Annotated in this window: 9 protein-coding genes; 4 read left to right on the top strand and 5 right to left on the bottom strand. The window is 74.0% G+C overall.

What is annotated here, in order from left to right; genetic code table 11:
• Positions 1-43 precede the first annotated feature (43 nt).
• Both MRBLMG1_RS27985 and MRBLMG1_RS27980 read right to left on the bottom strand, forming a co-directional pair.
• Positions 44-2593: a SpoIIE family protein phosphatase gene (locus tag MRBLMG1_RS27985; protein WP_367826913.1), complete on the bottom strand. Its 2550-nt coding sequence runs from the start codon at positions 2591-2593 to the stop codon at positions 44-46.
• Between the two features lie 115 nt (positions 2594-2708).
• Positions 2709-6731 carry a HAMP domain-containing protein gene (locus MRBLMG1_RS27980; protein ID WP_367826912.1) on the bottom strand — a complete coding sequence of 1341 codons (4023 nt, stop codon included), beginning with the start codon at positions 6729-6731 and terminating at the stop codon, positions 2709-2711.
• A 284-nt stretch (positions 6732-7015) separates the two neighbouring features.
• Here MRBLMG1_RS27980 and MRBLMG1_RS27975 point away from each other — a divergent pair, with 284 nt between their 5' ends.
• Positions 7016-7243 (top strand): DUF5133 domain-containing protein, encoded by a 228-nt coding sequence (locus MRBLMG1_RS27975; RefSeq protein WP_367826911.1) that lies wholly within the window; start codon positions 7016-7018, stop codon positions 7241-7243.
• A 137-nt stretch (positions 7244-7380) separates the two neighbouring features.
• On the opposite strand, the gene MRBLMG1_RS27970 is transcribed toward MRBLMG1_RS27975, so the two are convergent.
• Entirely contained in the window at positions 7381-7542 is a 162-nt protein-coding gene (locus tag MRBLMG1_RS27970) for a DUF5670 family protein (protein ID WP_033211473.1), read from the bottom strand.
• Positions 7543-7643: 101 nt separating this feature from the next.
• A complete protein-coding gene (locus tag MRBLMG1_RS27965) occupies positions 7644-8015 on the bottom strand; it encodes a hypothetical protein (RefSeq protein WP_367826910.1) in 372 nt (123 codons plus the stop codon).
• A 119-nt stretch (positions 8016-8134) separates the two neighbouring features.
• Here MRBLMG1_RS27965 and MRBLMG1_RS27960 point away from each other — a divergent pair, with 119 nt between their 5' ends.
• The 3 genes from MRBLMG1_RS27960 (at position 8135) to MRBLMG1_RS27950 (ending at position 11759) form a co-directional block, all read left to right on the top strand.
• Entirely contained in the window at positions 8135-9727 is a 1593-nt protein-coding gene (locus tag MRBLMG1_RS27960) for an FMN-binding glutamate synthase family protein (protein ID WP_367826909.1), read from the top strand.
• 32 nt (positions 9728-9759) lie between these two features.
• On the top strand, positions 9760-11490 hold the full coding sequence (locus tag MRBLMG1_RS27955) for a thiamine pyrophosphate-dependent enzyme (RefSeq protein ID WP_367826908.1): 1731 nt from the start codon (positions 9760-9762) through the stop codon (positions 11488-11490).
• Positions 11491-11585: 95 nt separating this feature from the next.
• Positions 11586-11759: a CsbD family protein gene (locus MRBLMG1_RS27950; protein WP_367826907.1), complete on the top strand. Its 174-nt coding sequence runs from the start codon at positions 11586-11588 to the stop codon at positions 11757-11759.
• Between the two features lie 232 nt (positions 11760-11991).
• Here the strand turns inward: MRBLMG1_RS27950 and MRBLMG1_RS27945 are convergent, their stop codons facing one another.
• Positions 11992-12567, bottom strand: a complete 576-nt coding sequence (locus tag MRBLMG1_RS27945; RefSeq protein WP_367826906.1) for a DUF6328 family protein — start codon at positions 12565-12567, stop codon at positions 11992-11994.
• Between the last annotated feature and the right edge of the window lie 1232 nt (positions 12568-13799).

Below are 13799 nucleotides of genomic sequence, written 5' to 3'. Positions count from 1 at the left end.
TTCCGTGGGGGGGTGGGGCAAGTCGTGGGGCGGACGGACGGGGTCAGGACACCTGGACGCCGACCACGCACGTGTCGTCGTCCGTGTCCGACTTGCTGCGCGCCAGCAGCTGGTCCAGTCGGGCTTCGAGGCTGTCGGACGGCTGCCGGGCGACGGTGAGCAGCTGGGCGACGGATTCCTGGACGGCGGTGTCCCGCCGCTCGACGAGCCCGTCGGTGTACATCAGCACCGTGTCGCCGGGTTCGAGCCGGAGCTCCGCCTCCTCGTACTCGACCTCCGCGAGGGCCCCCAGCAGCAGCCCGTGCAGGAGCGACTGGTCGAGCGCCTCGTCCCCGCGGACCAGCACCGGCGGGAGGTGTCCCGCGCGGGCCCAGCGCAGCGTACGGCTCCCCGGGTCGTAGATGCCGCACACGGCGGTGGCCGTGACCTGGGCCGTGAGGTGGTGGGCGACGCTGTTGAGCCAGGACAGCAGCTGCCCCGGGCCCGCGCCCGTGACGGCGAGGCCGCGGAGGGCGTTGCGCAGCACCACCATGCCGGTGGCGGCCTCCACGCCGTGGCCGGCGACGTCCCCGACGCAGAGGAGCACCTTCTTGGACGGCAGCACGACCGCGTCGTACCAGTCGCCGCCGACCAGGGACTCGGACTCGGCGGGGCGGTAGCGCACGGCGACGTCGAGGCCCGGCGCGTCGAGCGGCGGCTTGGCCGGCGGCATGATGGCGTGCTGGAGCTGGAGGGTGAGCCGGTTGCGTTCCTCAGCCGCCTCCTCCGTCGCCGCCAGCCGGTCGCGGGTGGCCGTGAGGGCGACCTCGGTCCAGTGCTGCGCCGAGATGTCCTGGTAGGCGCCCCGGACGGTCTGGAGACCGCCGTCGGCGCCCAGGGCGGGTTCGGCGGTCACCCGGATGTGCCGCGTGACGCCGTCGTGGCGGAGCATGCGGAAGGCGGCGGAACCCACTCGCCGCTGGTACAGCACCGTCTGGAGGAAGCGGCGGATGGTGTCGGCGTCGTCGGGGTGGGCATGGGCGGCGAGGTCGCGCAGGGCGACCGGCGGCTCCGTCGGCCTGCGGCCGAAGAGTTCGAAGAGCTGGCCGTGCCAGGTGATGTCCCCGGTGACGAGGTCCTCCTCGAAGGCGCCGACCCGGCCGAGCCGCTGGGCGTGCTGGAGGAGGCTGGCGAGGCGGGCCGACTCGTCCTCGACGCGCCAGATGAGGAGGACGCTCGCGCCGCACCGGCTGATGCTGATGTCGGCCAGCGAGGCGAGCGGCACCTGGTCCACCAGGGCCGTGAGCCGGACCCGGCGGGCGCGGAACGGCTCCCCCGTGGCGTAGACCCGCTCGATCCGTTCGAAGAGTTCGCTGCCGCCCGCCGTCGCCGGGTACGCCTCCAGGAGCAAGGCCCCGTCGACGGAGCCGCGGGGCCGTCCGGCCGGATCCTGGAAGTGCGCGTTGGTGTGCCGGATGCGGAAGTCGACGAGCTTCCCCGCCTCGTCCAGGTGGGGCGTGAGGACGAGGGCGGGGTCGTAGAGCGCGTCCGAGAGTTCGGCCAGCCCCGGCGCCCCGTCCCCGCCGGGGGCGGGGACGGGGAAGCCCCCGGGGGAGGCCTCGGGCAGCGCCTCCAGGGTGTGGGCGCAGAGCTCGGCGAGGGCCTCGATCTGGCGCTCCACGGCCTGCGGCAGGGCGTCGAGCGGACGGGCCCAGCAGATCTCCAGGACGCCGTGTATGCGGCCGCCGGTCCCGGCGGGGACGACGACCCGGCCGCCGTCGGGATGGCGCGCGCGTCCGATCGAGGGGATGCCCGCGGCCGCGAGCGAGGCGTACCGGACGGTGCGGCGCCCGGTGAGCGCCTGGCGGGCCGCGGTGGTCACCCCCGGCGGTACGTAGTGCCAGCGGGCCGCCTCGTCGAGGCCGAAGCCGGCGTGGCCGCGCAGGCTCAGCGAGGTGTCCGGGCCGGTGGTCCAGATCGCCACGGCGACGGCGCCCAGGGGTTCGAGGGCGTGCCTGAGCAGCGACTCGGCGACGGCCTGGGTGTCACCGGCGCTGAGCGCCGCGCTCTCCGCCGTACGCAGCCGCACGGCGACCGAGGCGGCGGGTGCGGCGGGGGCGGTGGCGCCGGGCTCGCCGACGGCCGTCCGCACGAACTCGTCGGCGGCCCCGGCCAGCCGGTCCCGGGCCGCCTGGTTGATGATGTCCGCGGCCAGCTCGAGCCGGGACAGTCCGGCCTGGTCGGCGAGCTCCGCGAGCTGGCGGGCCGCCTGGGCGGGGCCGCAGCCCAGGCGCTCGACGATGACCCCCTTGGCGAGTTCGATCAGGGCGCGGCCCTCGGCCGCCGCGTGCGCGGCGCGCACCTCGCCGCGCAGCCGTTCCACCGTGGCGGCCAGCCGGCCGTCAGGGGACGCGTCGGCCGACGCGCCGTCGGCGGGGTACGGGACGGCGGTGCCGTCGGCGGGGTACGGGACGGCGGTGCCGTCGGCGGGGTACGGGACGGCGGTGCCGGGGGCGGGGTGCGGGACGGCGGTGCCGGGGGTCGGGGACGCGGCGGCGCCTGCCTCGGAGGGGCCGGCGGACGGGTCTGCGCCCGGGAAGCGGGGGCCACTCACGTCGGCGACTCCTCGGTCGGGGCGGCCCCGGGGCCGCCGTGCGGACGGGGCCGGGGTGCGCCGGTCCGGCGCTCCGGGCCCGGGCGGGGAGTGCGGGGCGATCCCGCGGGGACGATCACGAGGCCTCCCCGCCGTCGAGCCAGCGGCTGACGCAGGCGATCAGTTCGTCGGCGTCGACGGGCTTGGTGACGTAGTCGCTTGCCCCGGACGCGAGGCTCTTCTCCCGGTCGCCGGGCATGGCCTTCGCGGTGACGGCGATCACGGGCAGGTCCGCGTACTGCGGCAGTTCCCTTATCCGCGCGGTCGCCGTGTAGCCGTCCATCTCCGGCATCATCACGTCCATCAGGACGAGGGCGACGGCCGGGTTCGCCAGGAGCGTCTCGATCCCCTTCCGCCCGTTCTCGGCGTGCAGCACGGTGATGCCGTGCAGCTCCAGGATGCCGCTGAGGGCGTACAGGTTGCGGGCGTCGTCGTCGACGGCGAGGACGGTCCTGCCGCGCAGGGTGGTGTCGATGGCCTGGGGCGCGGGCGCCCAGTGGTCGCCGCGCACCAGGGGCACGACGTCGCCGGGCTGCTCCGAGGACAGGTGGAGGGCGATCCGCTCGCGCAGCTCGTCGAGGCTGGAGAGGAGTTCCAGCGGGCGGCGGCCGGCGAGGTCCTGGAGGGCGCCCTCCTCGTCGGCGGGAAGCCGGCGGTTGTTGTGCGCGAGGACGGGGACGGTGCGCAGCGCCTCGTCGCCGTCCACGGCGTCCAGGAAGCGCAGGGCGTCGCCGTCCGCCATGTCGACGTCGAGCACGACGCAGTGGAACGGCTGGGTGGCGAGCGCGGTGGCGGCCTCCTGGGGGCCGACGACCGCGACCAGTTCGATGTCCGCCCGGCCCGTGTGCCCGCCGTCGGCCGCGAGTTGGGTGATCGCGTTCTCGGCGACGACGGCGAGGAGCCCGCGCGGGCGCTCCTCGATCACGAGGAGGCGCCGGGTGGGCCGGGCGGCCGGGGCGCCGGGCAGCGCGAGCGCGCCGCCCCGGGCCGGGAGGGTGCCCACCGTCGAGGGGTCCGCCGGCGGGGCGGCGGGGTCGGACTGCTCGGTGAAGTCGGTGCGGGTGACGGGGAGGTAGAGGGTGAAGGTGCTGCCCTCGCCGGGCACGCTGGTGACGGTGAGGGCGCCGCCGAGCAGATACGCGATCTCGCGGCTGATGGAGAGGCCCAGGCCGGTGCCGCCGTACTTGCGGTTGGTCGTCCCGTCGGCCTGCTGGAAGGCGCCGAAGATGGCGTCCAGGTTCTCGGGGGCGATGCCGATGCCGGTGTCGGCGACGCGGAAGGCGACGACGGGGCCGCCGCGGTGCACGGACACGGGCAGCTCGCTGTCCGTGGCCGGTTCGATGCGCAGTTCGACGCTGCCGTGCTCGGTGAACTTGACGGCGTTCGACAGCAGGTTGCGCAGCACCTGGCGGAGCCGCGTGTCGTCGGTGACGAGGTCGACGGGGACGCCGGCGGCCGTGGAGACCGCGAAGGCGAGGCTCTTCTGCGAGGTGAGGGGGCGGAACGTGGCCTCGACGTAGTCGAGGAGCCCGCGCAGGGGCACGCGCTCCGGGTTGAGGTCCATCTTCCCGGCCTCCACCTTGGAGAGGTCGAGGATGTCGTTGATCAGCTGGAGCAGGTCGGATCCGGCCGAGTGGATGATGCCGGCGTACTCGACCTGCTTGGCCGTGAGGTTGCGGGTCGGGTTCTGGGCCAGCAGCTGGGCCAGGATCAGCAGGCTGTTGAGCGGGGTGCGCAGTTCGTGGCTCATGTTGGCCAGGAACTCCGACTTGTACGTGGAGGCCAGGGCGAGCTGCTGGGCGCGGTCCTCCAGCTCCTGCCGGGCCTGCTCGATCTGCAGGTTCTTGGCCTCGATGTCGCGGTTCTGCGTGGCGAGCAGGGCCGCCTTCTCCTCCAGCTCGGCGTTGGAGAGCTGGAGTTCCTCCTGCCGCACCTGGAGCTCCTCGGTGCGCGAGCGGAGTTCGCCGGCCAGGCGCTGGGACTCGTCCAGGAGTTCGTCGGTACGGGCGTTGGCGACGATGGTGCTCAGGTTGACGCCGACGGTCTCCATGAGCTGTTCCAGGAAGTCCCGGTGCACGGAGGTGAAGGGGCTGAAGGACATCAGCTCGATGACGCCGAGCACCTGCTCCTCGACGACGACCGGCAGCACCACGAGGCTGCCCAGGGACGTGCTGCCGAGACCCGAGGAGATCGTGACGTAGTCGGCGGGCACGTTGTCGGCGGCGATGGTGCGGCGGCTGCGGGCGGCCTGTCCGACGAGCGACTCGCCCAGTCGGAAGCGGACCGGGTCCTGGTCGCCGGCGGGGCGTCCGTAGGAGCCGACGAGGCCCAGCTCGACGCCGTCGGCGCCCTCCTCGGCGAGGTAGAACGCGCCGTACTGGGCGGCCACGAGCGGGGTCAGCTCGTCCATGACGAGGTCGGCGACGACGGCCAGGTCGCGGTGGCCCTGCATCAGCGCGGACATCCGGGCCAGGCTGGACTTGAGCCAGTCCTGCTCCTGGTTGGCCCGCGTCGTCTCGCGCAGCGAGCCGACCATGGCGTTGATGTTGTCCTTGAGTTCGGCCACCTCGCCCGACGCCTCGACGGTGATCGAGCGGGTGAGGTCGCCCTCGGCGACGGCGCTCGCGACCTCGGCGATGGCGCGAACCTGGCGGGTGAGGTTGCCCGCCAGCTCGTTGACGTTCTCGGTCAGCCGCTTCCAGGTGCCGGAGACCCCCTCGACCTCGGCCTGGCCGCCGAGCCGGCCCTCGCTGCCGACCTCGCGGGCCACGCGGGTCACCTCGGCCGCGAACGAGGACAGCTGGTCGACCATCGTGTTGATGGTCGTCTTCAGCTCCAGGATCTCGCCCCGGGCGTCGACGTCGATCTTCTTCGACAGGTCGCCGTTGGCGACGGCGGTCGTGACCTGGGCGATGTTCCGGACCTGTCCGGTCAGGTTGTTCGCCATGGAGTTGACGTTGTCGGTGAGGTCCTTCCAGGTGCCGGCCACGTTCGGCACCCTGGCCTGGCCGCCGAGCCGGCCCTCGGTGCCGACCTCGCGGGCGACGCGGGTCACCTCGTCGGCGAAGGCGGACAGGGTGTCCACCATGGTGTTGATGGTGTCGGCGAGGGCGGCGACCTCGCCCTTGGCCTCCACGGTGATCCGGCGGGAGAGGTCGCCGCGGGCCACGGCGGTGGCGACCTGGGCGATCGAACGCACCTGCCCGGTGAGGTTGGAGGCCATCACGTTGACGTTGTCGGTCAGGTCCTTCCAGGTGCCCGAGGCTCCCCGGACGGTGGCCTGGCCGCCGAGGTTGCCCTCGGTGCCGACCTCGCGGGCGACCCGGGTCACCTCGTCGGCGAAGGCCGAGAGCTGGTCGACCATCGTGTTGATGGTCGTCTTCAGCTCCAGGATCTCGCCCCGGGCGTCCACGTCGACCTTCTTCGACAGGTCGCCGCCCGCGACGGCGGTGGCGACGTGGGCGATCGCCCGCACCTGAGCGGTGAGGTTCCCCGCCATCGAGTTGACGGAGTCGGTCAGGTCGCGCCAGGTACCGGAGACGCCCTTCACGTCGGCCTGTCCCCCGAGGATGCCCTCGGTGCCCACGTCACGGGCCATGCGCGTGACCTCGTCGGCGAAGGCGGAGAGCTGGTCGACCATCGTGTTGATGGTGTTCTTCAGCTCCAGGATCTCGCCGCGCGCGTCCACGTCGATCTTCTGGGAGAGGTCGCCCTTGGCGACGGCCGTCGCCACATGGGCGATGTCCCGGACCTGGGTGGTGAGGTTGCCGGCCATCGCGTTCACCGAGTCGGTCAGGTCGGCCCAGGTGCCGGAGACACCGGGCACGGCGGCCTGCCCGCCGAGCGTCCCTTCCGTGCCGACCTCGCGTGCCACCCGCGTCACCTCGGAGGTGAACAGGGACAGCTGGTCGACCATCCCGTTGAACACCCGGGAGATCTCGCCCATCAGCCCGTCGGCCTCGTCCGGCAGGCGGGTGCCGAAGTCGCCGTCCCGCACGGCCGTAAGCCCGGCCAGCAGCTGACGGAGTTCAGGCTCGACCACTGCGGCCGGGCCGAGCTGCTCCCGGCCGGAGGAGCCCCTGGTCGTCGTGTCGGACATGCCCCATCCTCGTTCCCCAGCAAGCTTGCGCACACGGACCGCGCGGCCCACGCCGCGCGCCGGACGTCCGCTCCCCCGGGACGGCTCCGACTACCGCGATCGTTGCCGTACGGCAATCATGACGACACTACCCCTCCGTGATCGACAAGAGGAGGGCGGTGCCGGGCCATCCGGCCGGAACCCGTCCTCTCCGGGCCCGGGCGGAGGGGCGTACGACGCCACTTCCGGGGTACACGCGCGTCGAACCGGGCGGTCTCCCGCCCCCACGACGAGGGGAGCAGTACGTGCTGATGGCCCACCCCGCGGTCCTGCGCAATCTCATCGAGCAGTACGAGACGCTCAAGGTGCTCCAGGCCGAGAACGGCGGCAAGGAAGTACGGCGGCGCATGGACGACCTCGCATACACGCTGTGCGTCTCCACCGGTACGCGTGACGTGGACGCGGCGCTGATCGCGGCCCGCCATCGCCTGCCGGGCGCGCGCCCCGAGGACGACTCGATACTGAGCGCCTGAGCACCCGGCCAACCCGGCACCCTCCGGACTCTCCGGGGCGGTGCCGGCCCCTTAGCGCGCACGACCGAGCCCGGCACCCTCCTGACGGAGGTGCCGGGCTCGGTCACGTCTCGGGCGGGCGCGCGCCGCGGGGCCGCCTACCAGCGGTACCAGCGGCCCGTGCCGCCCTTCGGCCGGGCCACGAAGCCCAGCAGCCACAGGACGAGCACGATGACGGCGATCCACCAGAGCGCCTTGACGGCGAAGCCGGCGCCGAAGAGGAGCAGGACGAGAAGCAGTACGAGAAGCAGGGGGACCATGCGGATCGACCTCCGTAAGGACGGTGACGGAAAGGTAGAGGGACGGCCGGACGGCGCACACGCGCGCACCGGCCTCCTACGGGGCGGGAAGCGCCGCCCGCTCAGCCGCGGCGTTCGAAGAACAGGGCCACCGGGCCGAGGTCGCGCCGCGCGGCCAGGCGCCCGGCCCGGTGCCCCCACCCGTACGCGAGGGCGAGCGCGGCCGCCGTGCCGGCGGCGGCACCGGCCGCCACGGCCCGGTGCGCACGCGCGGCGGCCCACAGGTCGCTCCCGGCGCCGCGGGCCACGTACGCGGCGGCGCGGGCCTTCTCGGCGAACGGCTCGGGCAGGACGCCCGGCTCCCCGAGAGCGGCCGGCTCGTACCCCTCGTCCACGTCCGGGTCGTCCACCCGCGCCAGGTCGGGGTAGTCCGGGACGACGTAGGGGCCGGTCCAGGGGAACTGGTTGCGTTCGCTGTTCTCCGAAGCACTCATGGGCACCGTCTGGCCGGACTCCCGCACGCTAAACCTGGTGGATCCGGTCCCGCCGGTCCCGCCCCGCCCGTTCCCCTCGCGCGCTTTTGACCGCGCCCGTCCGGGACAGACGGCCGTCCATGGTGACGTCACTGCTCGTGGTCTGCCCCGTCCTCGCCGCGCTCGCCACCGGCCTCGCGGCCGCCCTGGTGTCCCCGTGGTGGTGGTGCGCGGCCGGCCCCGCCCTGCTGCTCGCCGCGGTCGCGTCGTACGACGTCGTCCAGCGGCGCCACTCGATCCTGCGCAACTATCCGCTCTTCGGGCACCTCCGATTCGCGATGGAGGCGATCCGCCCCGAGGTCCAGCAGTACTTCGTCGAGGGGAACGTCGACGGCGTGCCCTTCGACCGGGACACCCGGTCCATCGTGTACGAGCGGGCGAAGGGAACGGACGCCGAGGACCCCTTCGGCACCGAGCTGGAGCTGGACCGGACCGGCACCGAGTACCTGGTCCCCTCCATGGCCCCGCGCCCGGTGCCGGACGAGCCGCCCCGGGTCCGGATCGGCGGCCCCGACTGCGCCCGGCCCTACGACATGGCCCTGCTCAACGTGTCGGCGATGAGCTTCGGCTCCCTGTCCGCCCCGGCGATCCGCGCCCTGAACGAGGGCGCCCGGCGCGGCGGCTTCGCCCACGACACCGGCGAGGGCGGGATATCGGAGCACCACCTCGCCCCCGGCGGCGACCTCGTCTGGGAGATCGGGACCGGGTACTTCGGCTGCCGTGCCGAGGACGGCGGCTTCGACCCGCGGCGGTTCGCCGAGAAGGCCGCGCTCGACCAGGTCGCCTGCGTCCTGCTGAAGGTCAGCCAGGGCGCGAAGCCCGGTATCGGGGGCGTACTGCCCGGCTCCAAGGTCGGCCGGGAGATCGCCGCCGTCCGCGGCGTCCCCGAGGGCCGCACGGTGATCTCCCCGCCGTACCACCGCGTCTACCGGACCCCCCGGGAGCTGGTGCGCTTCCTCGGCCGGATGCGGGAGCTCTCCGGCGGCAAGCCGGTCGGCTTCAAGCTCTGCGTGGGCGCGCGCCGCGACTTCCTCGCCGTCTGCAAGGCGATGCTGGAGGAGGACCTCACGCCCGACTTCATCGTCGTCGACGGGGCGGAGGGCGGCACCGGCGCCGCCCCGCTGGAGTTCGCGGACACCGTCGGCCTGCCCCTCACCGAGGGCCTGACCACGGTGCACCGGGCCCTCGTCGGCACGGGGCTGCGCGACCGCATCCGGATCGGCGCCTCCGGCAAGATCGCCACCGGGAGCGACATCGTCAAGCGGCTGATCCAGGGCGCCGACTACACCAACTCCGCCCGGGCCATGATGTTCGCCCTCGGGTGCATCCAGGCCCAGCGCTGCCACACCAACACCTGCCCCGTCGGGGTCGCCACCCAGGACCGCCGGCGCGCCCGCGCCCTCGATGTCCAGGACAAGGCGGAGCGGGTACGGCGCTTCCAGGAGGCGACCGTGCGGAGCGCCCTCGCACTCATGGCCGCCATGGGCGCCGACGGCCCCCGGGAGCTGGGGCCCGGCATGCTGCTGCGCCGGGTCGGTCCGGACGCCGTGCGGTCCCACGCCGAGCTGTACGAACCGCTCGAACCCGGTGTGCTCCTGTCGCCCGCATCGGTTCCGGACACGTGGGCAGGCGACTGGAAGGCGGCTCATCCGGACCGGTTCACCCTGCGGTGACCCGGTCGACGTGCACAGTGAAGGGAGACCCCATGACTCGTACCGTCGCGCAGGTGATCGTCGACGGACTCGCGGACCTCGGTGTCGGCCGTGTCTTCGGAGTGGTCGGCGACGCGCTCAACCCGCTCACCGACGCCATCCGGACCACCGAGGGCATCGACTGGACCGGCTTCCGCCACGAGGAGGCGGCGGCCTTCGCCGCCGGAGCGCGCGCCCAGCTCTCCGGCGAACTGGCCGTCTGCATGGGCACGGTGGGACCGGGCTCGGTGCACCTGCTGAACGGACTGTACGACGCGGCCAAGAGCGGCGCGCCGGTCCTGGCGATCTGCGGCCAGGTGCCGCTGTCGGAGGTGGGCGGGGACTACTTCCAGGAGGTCGACAACGACCTCCTCTTCCGGGACGTGGCCGTGTACCGGGCCACCGTGACCTCCCCCTCCCAGATGCCCCGGCTGCTGGAGTCCGCAGTGCGGGCGGCCGTGACCGGGCGGGGCGTGGCGGTGCTGACCGTCCCCGGCGACCTCGGCGACCGGGAGGTCGAGGAGGACCGGCCGACGCGGTTCGCGCTGCCGCGCCCGGCCGTCACGCGTCCCGACGACCCGGCGCTCGCCGAGGCTGCCGAGGCGATCACCCAGGGCTCGCGGGTCACCCTCCTGGTCGGGCGCGGCGCCCGGGAGGCCCGCGAGGAGGTACTGCGCGCCGCCGAGCTGCTTTCGGCGCCGATGGTGCTGACCCTGAAGGGCAAGGAGGGCTTCGAGGACGACAACCCGTACGAGGTCGGCCAGACCGGCCTCATCGGCAATCCGGCCGCGGCCCACGCCATGGACTCCTGCGACACGCTGATCATGCTCGGGACGGACTTCCCCTACCGGGACTGGTATCCGGAGGACTGCCGGGTCGTACAGATCGACACCCGCGAGGAGCACCTCGGGCGCCGCGTTCCGGTGGACGTCGGGCTCGCCGGGGACGTGGGCGCGACGCTGCGGGCCCTGCTGCCGCTGCTGGCGCCCGTCCCCTCGCGCGACCACCTCGACGAGAGCCGCGAGCGGTACGCGGACTGGCGGAAGGGCCAGGCCGACCTCGCCGACCCCGACCACGACAGGCGGCTGCTGGGACGGGTGCGGGCCATGTTCGACAACCGGGAGGCGGACATCCGTCCCGAGGCCCTCGCGGCGGCCGTCGACCGCCACGCCGCCGACGACGCGATCTTCACCTCGGACACCGGGATGGCCACCGTGTGGCTCTCGCGGCTCGTGCGGATGCGCGGCACCCGCCGGCTGATCGGCTCCTACAACCTCGGATCCATGGCCAACGCCATGCCCCAGGCCATCGGGGCGCAGCTGTGGGCGCCGGACCGGCAGGTCGTGGCCTTCTGCGGCGACGGCGGCCTCAGTATGCTGCTCGGCGACCTGATGACCATCCGCTCCGAACGGCTGCCGGTGAAACTCGTCGTCTTCGACAACCGCCGCCTCGGCATGGTCAAGCTGGAGCAGGAGCAGGCGGGGCTTCCCGAGTTCGGGACGGTCCTGGACAACCCCGACTTCGCCGCGGTGGCCGAGGCGCTCGGGCTGACCGGCATCCGCGTCACCGCGCCGGGCGAGCTCGACGAGGCCGTGCGCAAGGCGCTCACCCTCCCCGGCCCGGTCCTCCTCGACGTGCTGACCAACCCGGCGGAGGTGGCCGTGCCGGGGAAGCCGACGGTGTCGCAGGGGTGGGGCTTCGCCATCGCCAAGATCAAGGAGAACCTCCCCTCCGGGGCGCGCTGAGCGATGACGCGCCAGATTTCCATGGGTTTGTACGCGCCGATTCCGGTGAGGCGCTCTGTTGTCAGATGTGTCGCACGGAGAAGGAGTGATCCTTTGTGTCGGGTGAGCAGAAGATGAAGGCCAAGGGCGAGCAGGCCAAGGGCAAGGTCAAGGAGGCGGTCGGCCGGATGACCGACGACGAGCGTCTCGAGGCGGAAGGCCGGGCCGAACAGGCCAAGGGCGACGCCCGCGCCGCGAAGGAGAAGGCGAAGGACGCCTTCAAGCACTGATCCCACGGACGACTGACCTCGTCCGGCACCAAGAGGGGCGGCCCGCCATCCGGCGGGCCGCCCCTCTCCGTCGTCGTCCTCCGCCGGCGGCAGTTCCCGGGCCGGTACGCGCCTCGGGTCCTCGGGGCGGGGGGCCTTCCCGGGCCGGTACGCGCCTCGGGTCCTCGGGGCGGGGGGCCTTCCCGGGCCGGTACGCGCCTCGGGTCGGGGGCCTTCTCGCGACGCGCTCCGGTCAGCTTCCGTCCGCGTAGTGGGTGCGGACCCACAGGGGCAGGGCGAACCAGCAGACCAGGTACCAGGCGAGGATGCCGGAGACCAGCCAGGGCACGTACGGGTCGTGCGTCGCCACCCGCAGGATGAGGAACAGGGCGGCCGTCAGCGTCGCGAGCAGCAGCAGGATGCCGGTGAAGGTGAGCCGGGAGGCCCAGACGACGGCCTGGGGCTTGACCCGCCGCCCCGACACGATCCGGTGGAAGGAGACGGGGCCGATCAGCGCGCCCGTCGCCAGCGACCCGAGGACGACCGTGACCAGGTAGATCATCCTGTCGGTCCGCTCCAGGTCGTGGAAGAGCGGGGTGAACACCACGGTGAGGAGGAAGCCGAGGAGGATCTGGACCCCGGTCTGCGCGACCCGGATCTCCTGGAGCAGCTCCTGCCAGCGCCGGTCCGCGCGCTCCTCCTCCGTCTCGCCGCGCCCGTCGTGCCTGCCGGTGCCGGCACCGGGGCCGCTGTCCGGCTCTTGCGCCTTCCCGCCGTGCCGCGCCTCCCTCGGCTCGTCCTCCGGCGTAACGGCGTTTCGTTCGATCATGAAGATCCTCCTCTGAAGTACGGGGACGGGGCAGGAACGGGCCCTCACCACCGGGTCCGGTGGCGCTCCGCCCGTGATCGGTTGCGGACTGCGCGGACGCCCCGTGCCGCACGGGCGGCTCGGGGAGTTGTGGGGTGGTGCGGGGCGTGGGGTGGCGCGGGGCGCGGGGCGGTGCGCGTCGTGGGGTGGTGCGCGTCATGGGGTGGTGCGGGGCGCCGGGCGGTGTGGGTCGTGGGGTAATGCGAGTCGTCGGGTGGTCCGGGGCGCGCGCCGGGGCTCGGGGTGCGGCGCGGACGTGCGGCGCTTTGGAGCGGGGCCGGCACGGCGGAAGCCCCCGTCGAGCGTGGGGGCTTCCGTCCGGCGCGGCACGGTGCGGAGTCAGGCCCGCGGCGTACCGGCCGTTCGCGGGGGCGCGTGGTGCCGCCACCGTCCGCGACGGGCGTTGCCGCCGTCGCCGGGCGGCCGCCCGCGGTCACCGGCGGCTGGACCGTCGGCCCGCCCGTTCAGCCCCTCCTGCCCCTCCTGCCCGTCCCGTCCGCGCGGCGCGTCGGGGGTCACGGCGGGAGCGTACGTGCGGCTCTCCCCGCTCCGGCCCGAGGCACTGGGGTCCTCGGACGGGACTGCGGCCTCCGGCAGCCGCGACGGCGGCGTCACCGGAGGGCGGGTCGGGCGACGGGGCGGGCGGACCGGGGCGGAGTGCGCCGCCTCGCCGGTCCGGCCGGAGTGCGCGGGCGTGGGAACCGTCCCCGCGGGCAGCCCCCGCGCGGGGATGCCGTACAGGGGGGCACCCGGCATCGCAATGCCCGGCGTGGGCCTCCCCGGGTGCGGCGGCTCGCGCCGATGCCCGTGGTCCCGGGAGGCAGTCCCCGGTCCCGACGGGCCACCGGAGGCGTGTGCGAGGCGGCGAGGCCGGGTCGGTCCCACCGGCGCGGCGCACGGCGCCACGCGGGCGAGCGCTCGGGTCGGGTTCGACATTGAGCGCCTCCTGGGTGGGTTCCGTGGGCCGACTGTCCGTCACTCCGCTTCCGGTGCCTACCAGTTCGGCTTGCCGCTCTTTCCGGGGCCAAACCCCGAGATGCGGGGAAACCGCTCGGCGGTCCGGCCTGCCGGGATACGTCGTCCCCGGGCGCGGGCTCTGGGGCGCCGGCCTGGGGCGCCGGCCTGGGGCGCCGGCCTGGGGCGCCGGCCTGGGGCGCCGGCCTGGGGCGCCGGCCTGGGGCGCCGGCCTGGGG

The organism is Streptomyces sp. LMG1-1-1.1 (genome assembly GCF_040815545.1).
GTDB lineage: Bacteria > Actinomycetota > Actinomycetes > Streptomycetales > Streptomycetaceae > Streptomyces.
The sequence above is the reverse complement of the archived record's forward strand: the minus strand, read 5'-3'. Positions and strand labels throughout refer to the sequence as shown.

Excerpts from the sequence above, each read along its gene's own strand:
- MRBLMG1_RS27980 (WP_367826912.1), bottom strand. The coding sequence starts at position 6,731 with ATGTCCGACACGACGACCAGGGGCTCCTCCGGCCGGGAGCAGCTCGGC.
- MRBLMG1_RS27970 (WP_033211473.1), bottom strand. The coding sequence starts at position 7,542 with ATGGTCCCCCTGCTTCTCGTACTGCTTCTCGTCCTGCTCCTCTTCGGC.
- MRBLMG1_RS27965 (WP_367826910.1), bottom strand. The coding sequence starts at position 8,015 with ATGAGTGCTTCGGAGAACAGCGAACGCAACCAGTTCCCCTGGACCGGC.
- MRBLMG1_RS27960 (WP_367826909.1), top strand. The coding sequence starts at position 8,135 with ATGGTGACGTCACTGCTCGTGGTCTGCCCCGTCCTCGCCGCGCTCGCC.
- MRBLMG1_RS27955 (WP_367826908.1), top strand. The coding sequence starts at position 9,760 with ATGACTCGTACCGTCGCGCAGGTGATCGTCGACGGACTCGCGGACCTC.
- MRBLMG1_RS27945 (WP_367826906.1), bottom strand. The coding sequence starts at position 12,567 with ATGATCGAACGAAACGCCGTTACGCCGGAGGACGAGCCGAGGGAGGCG.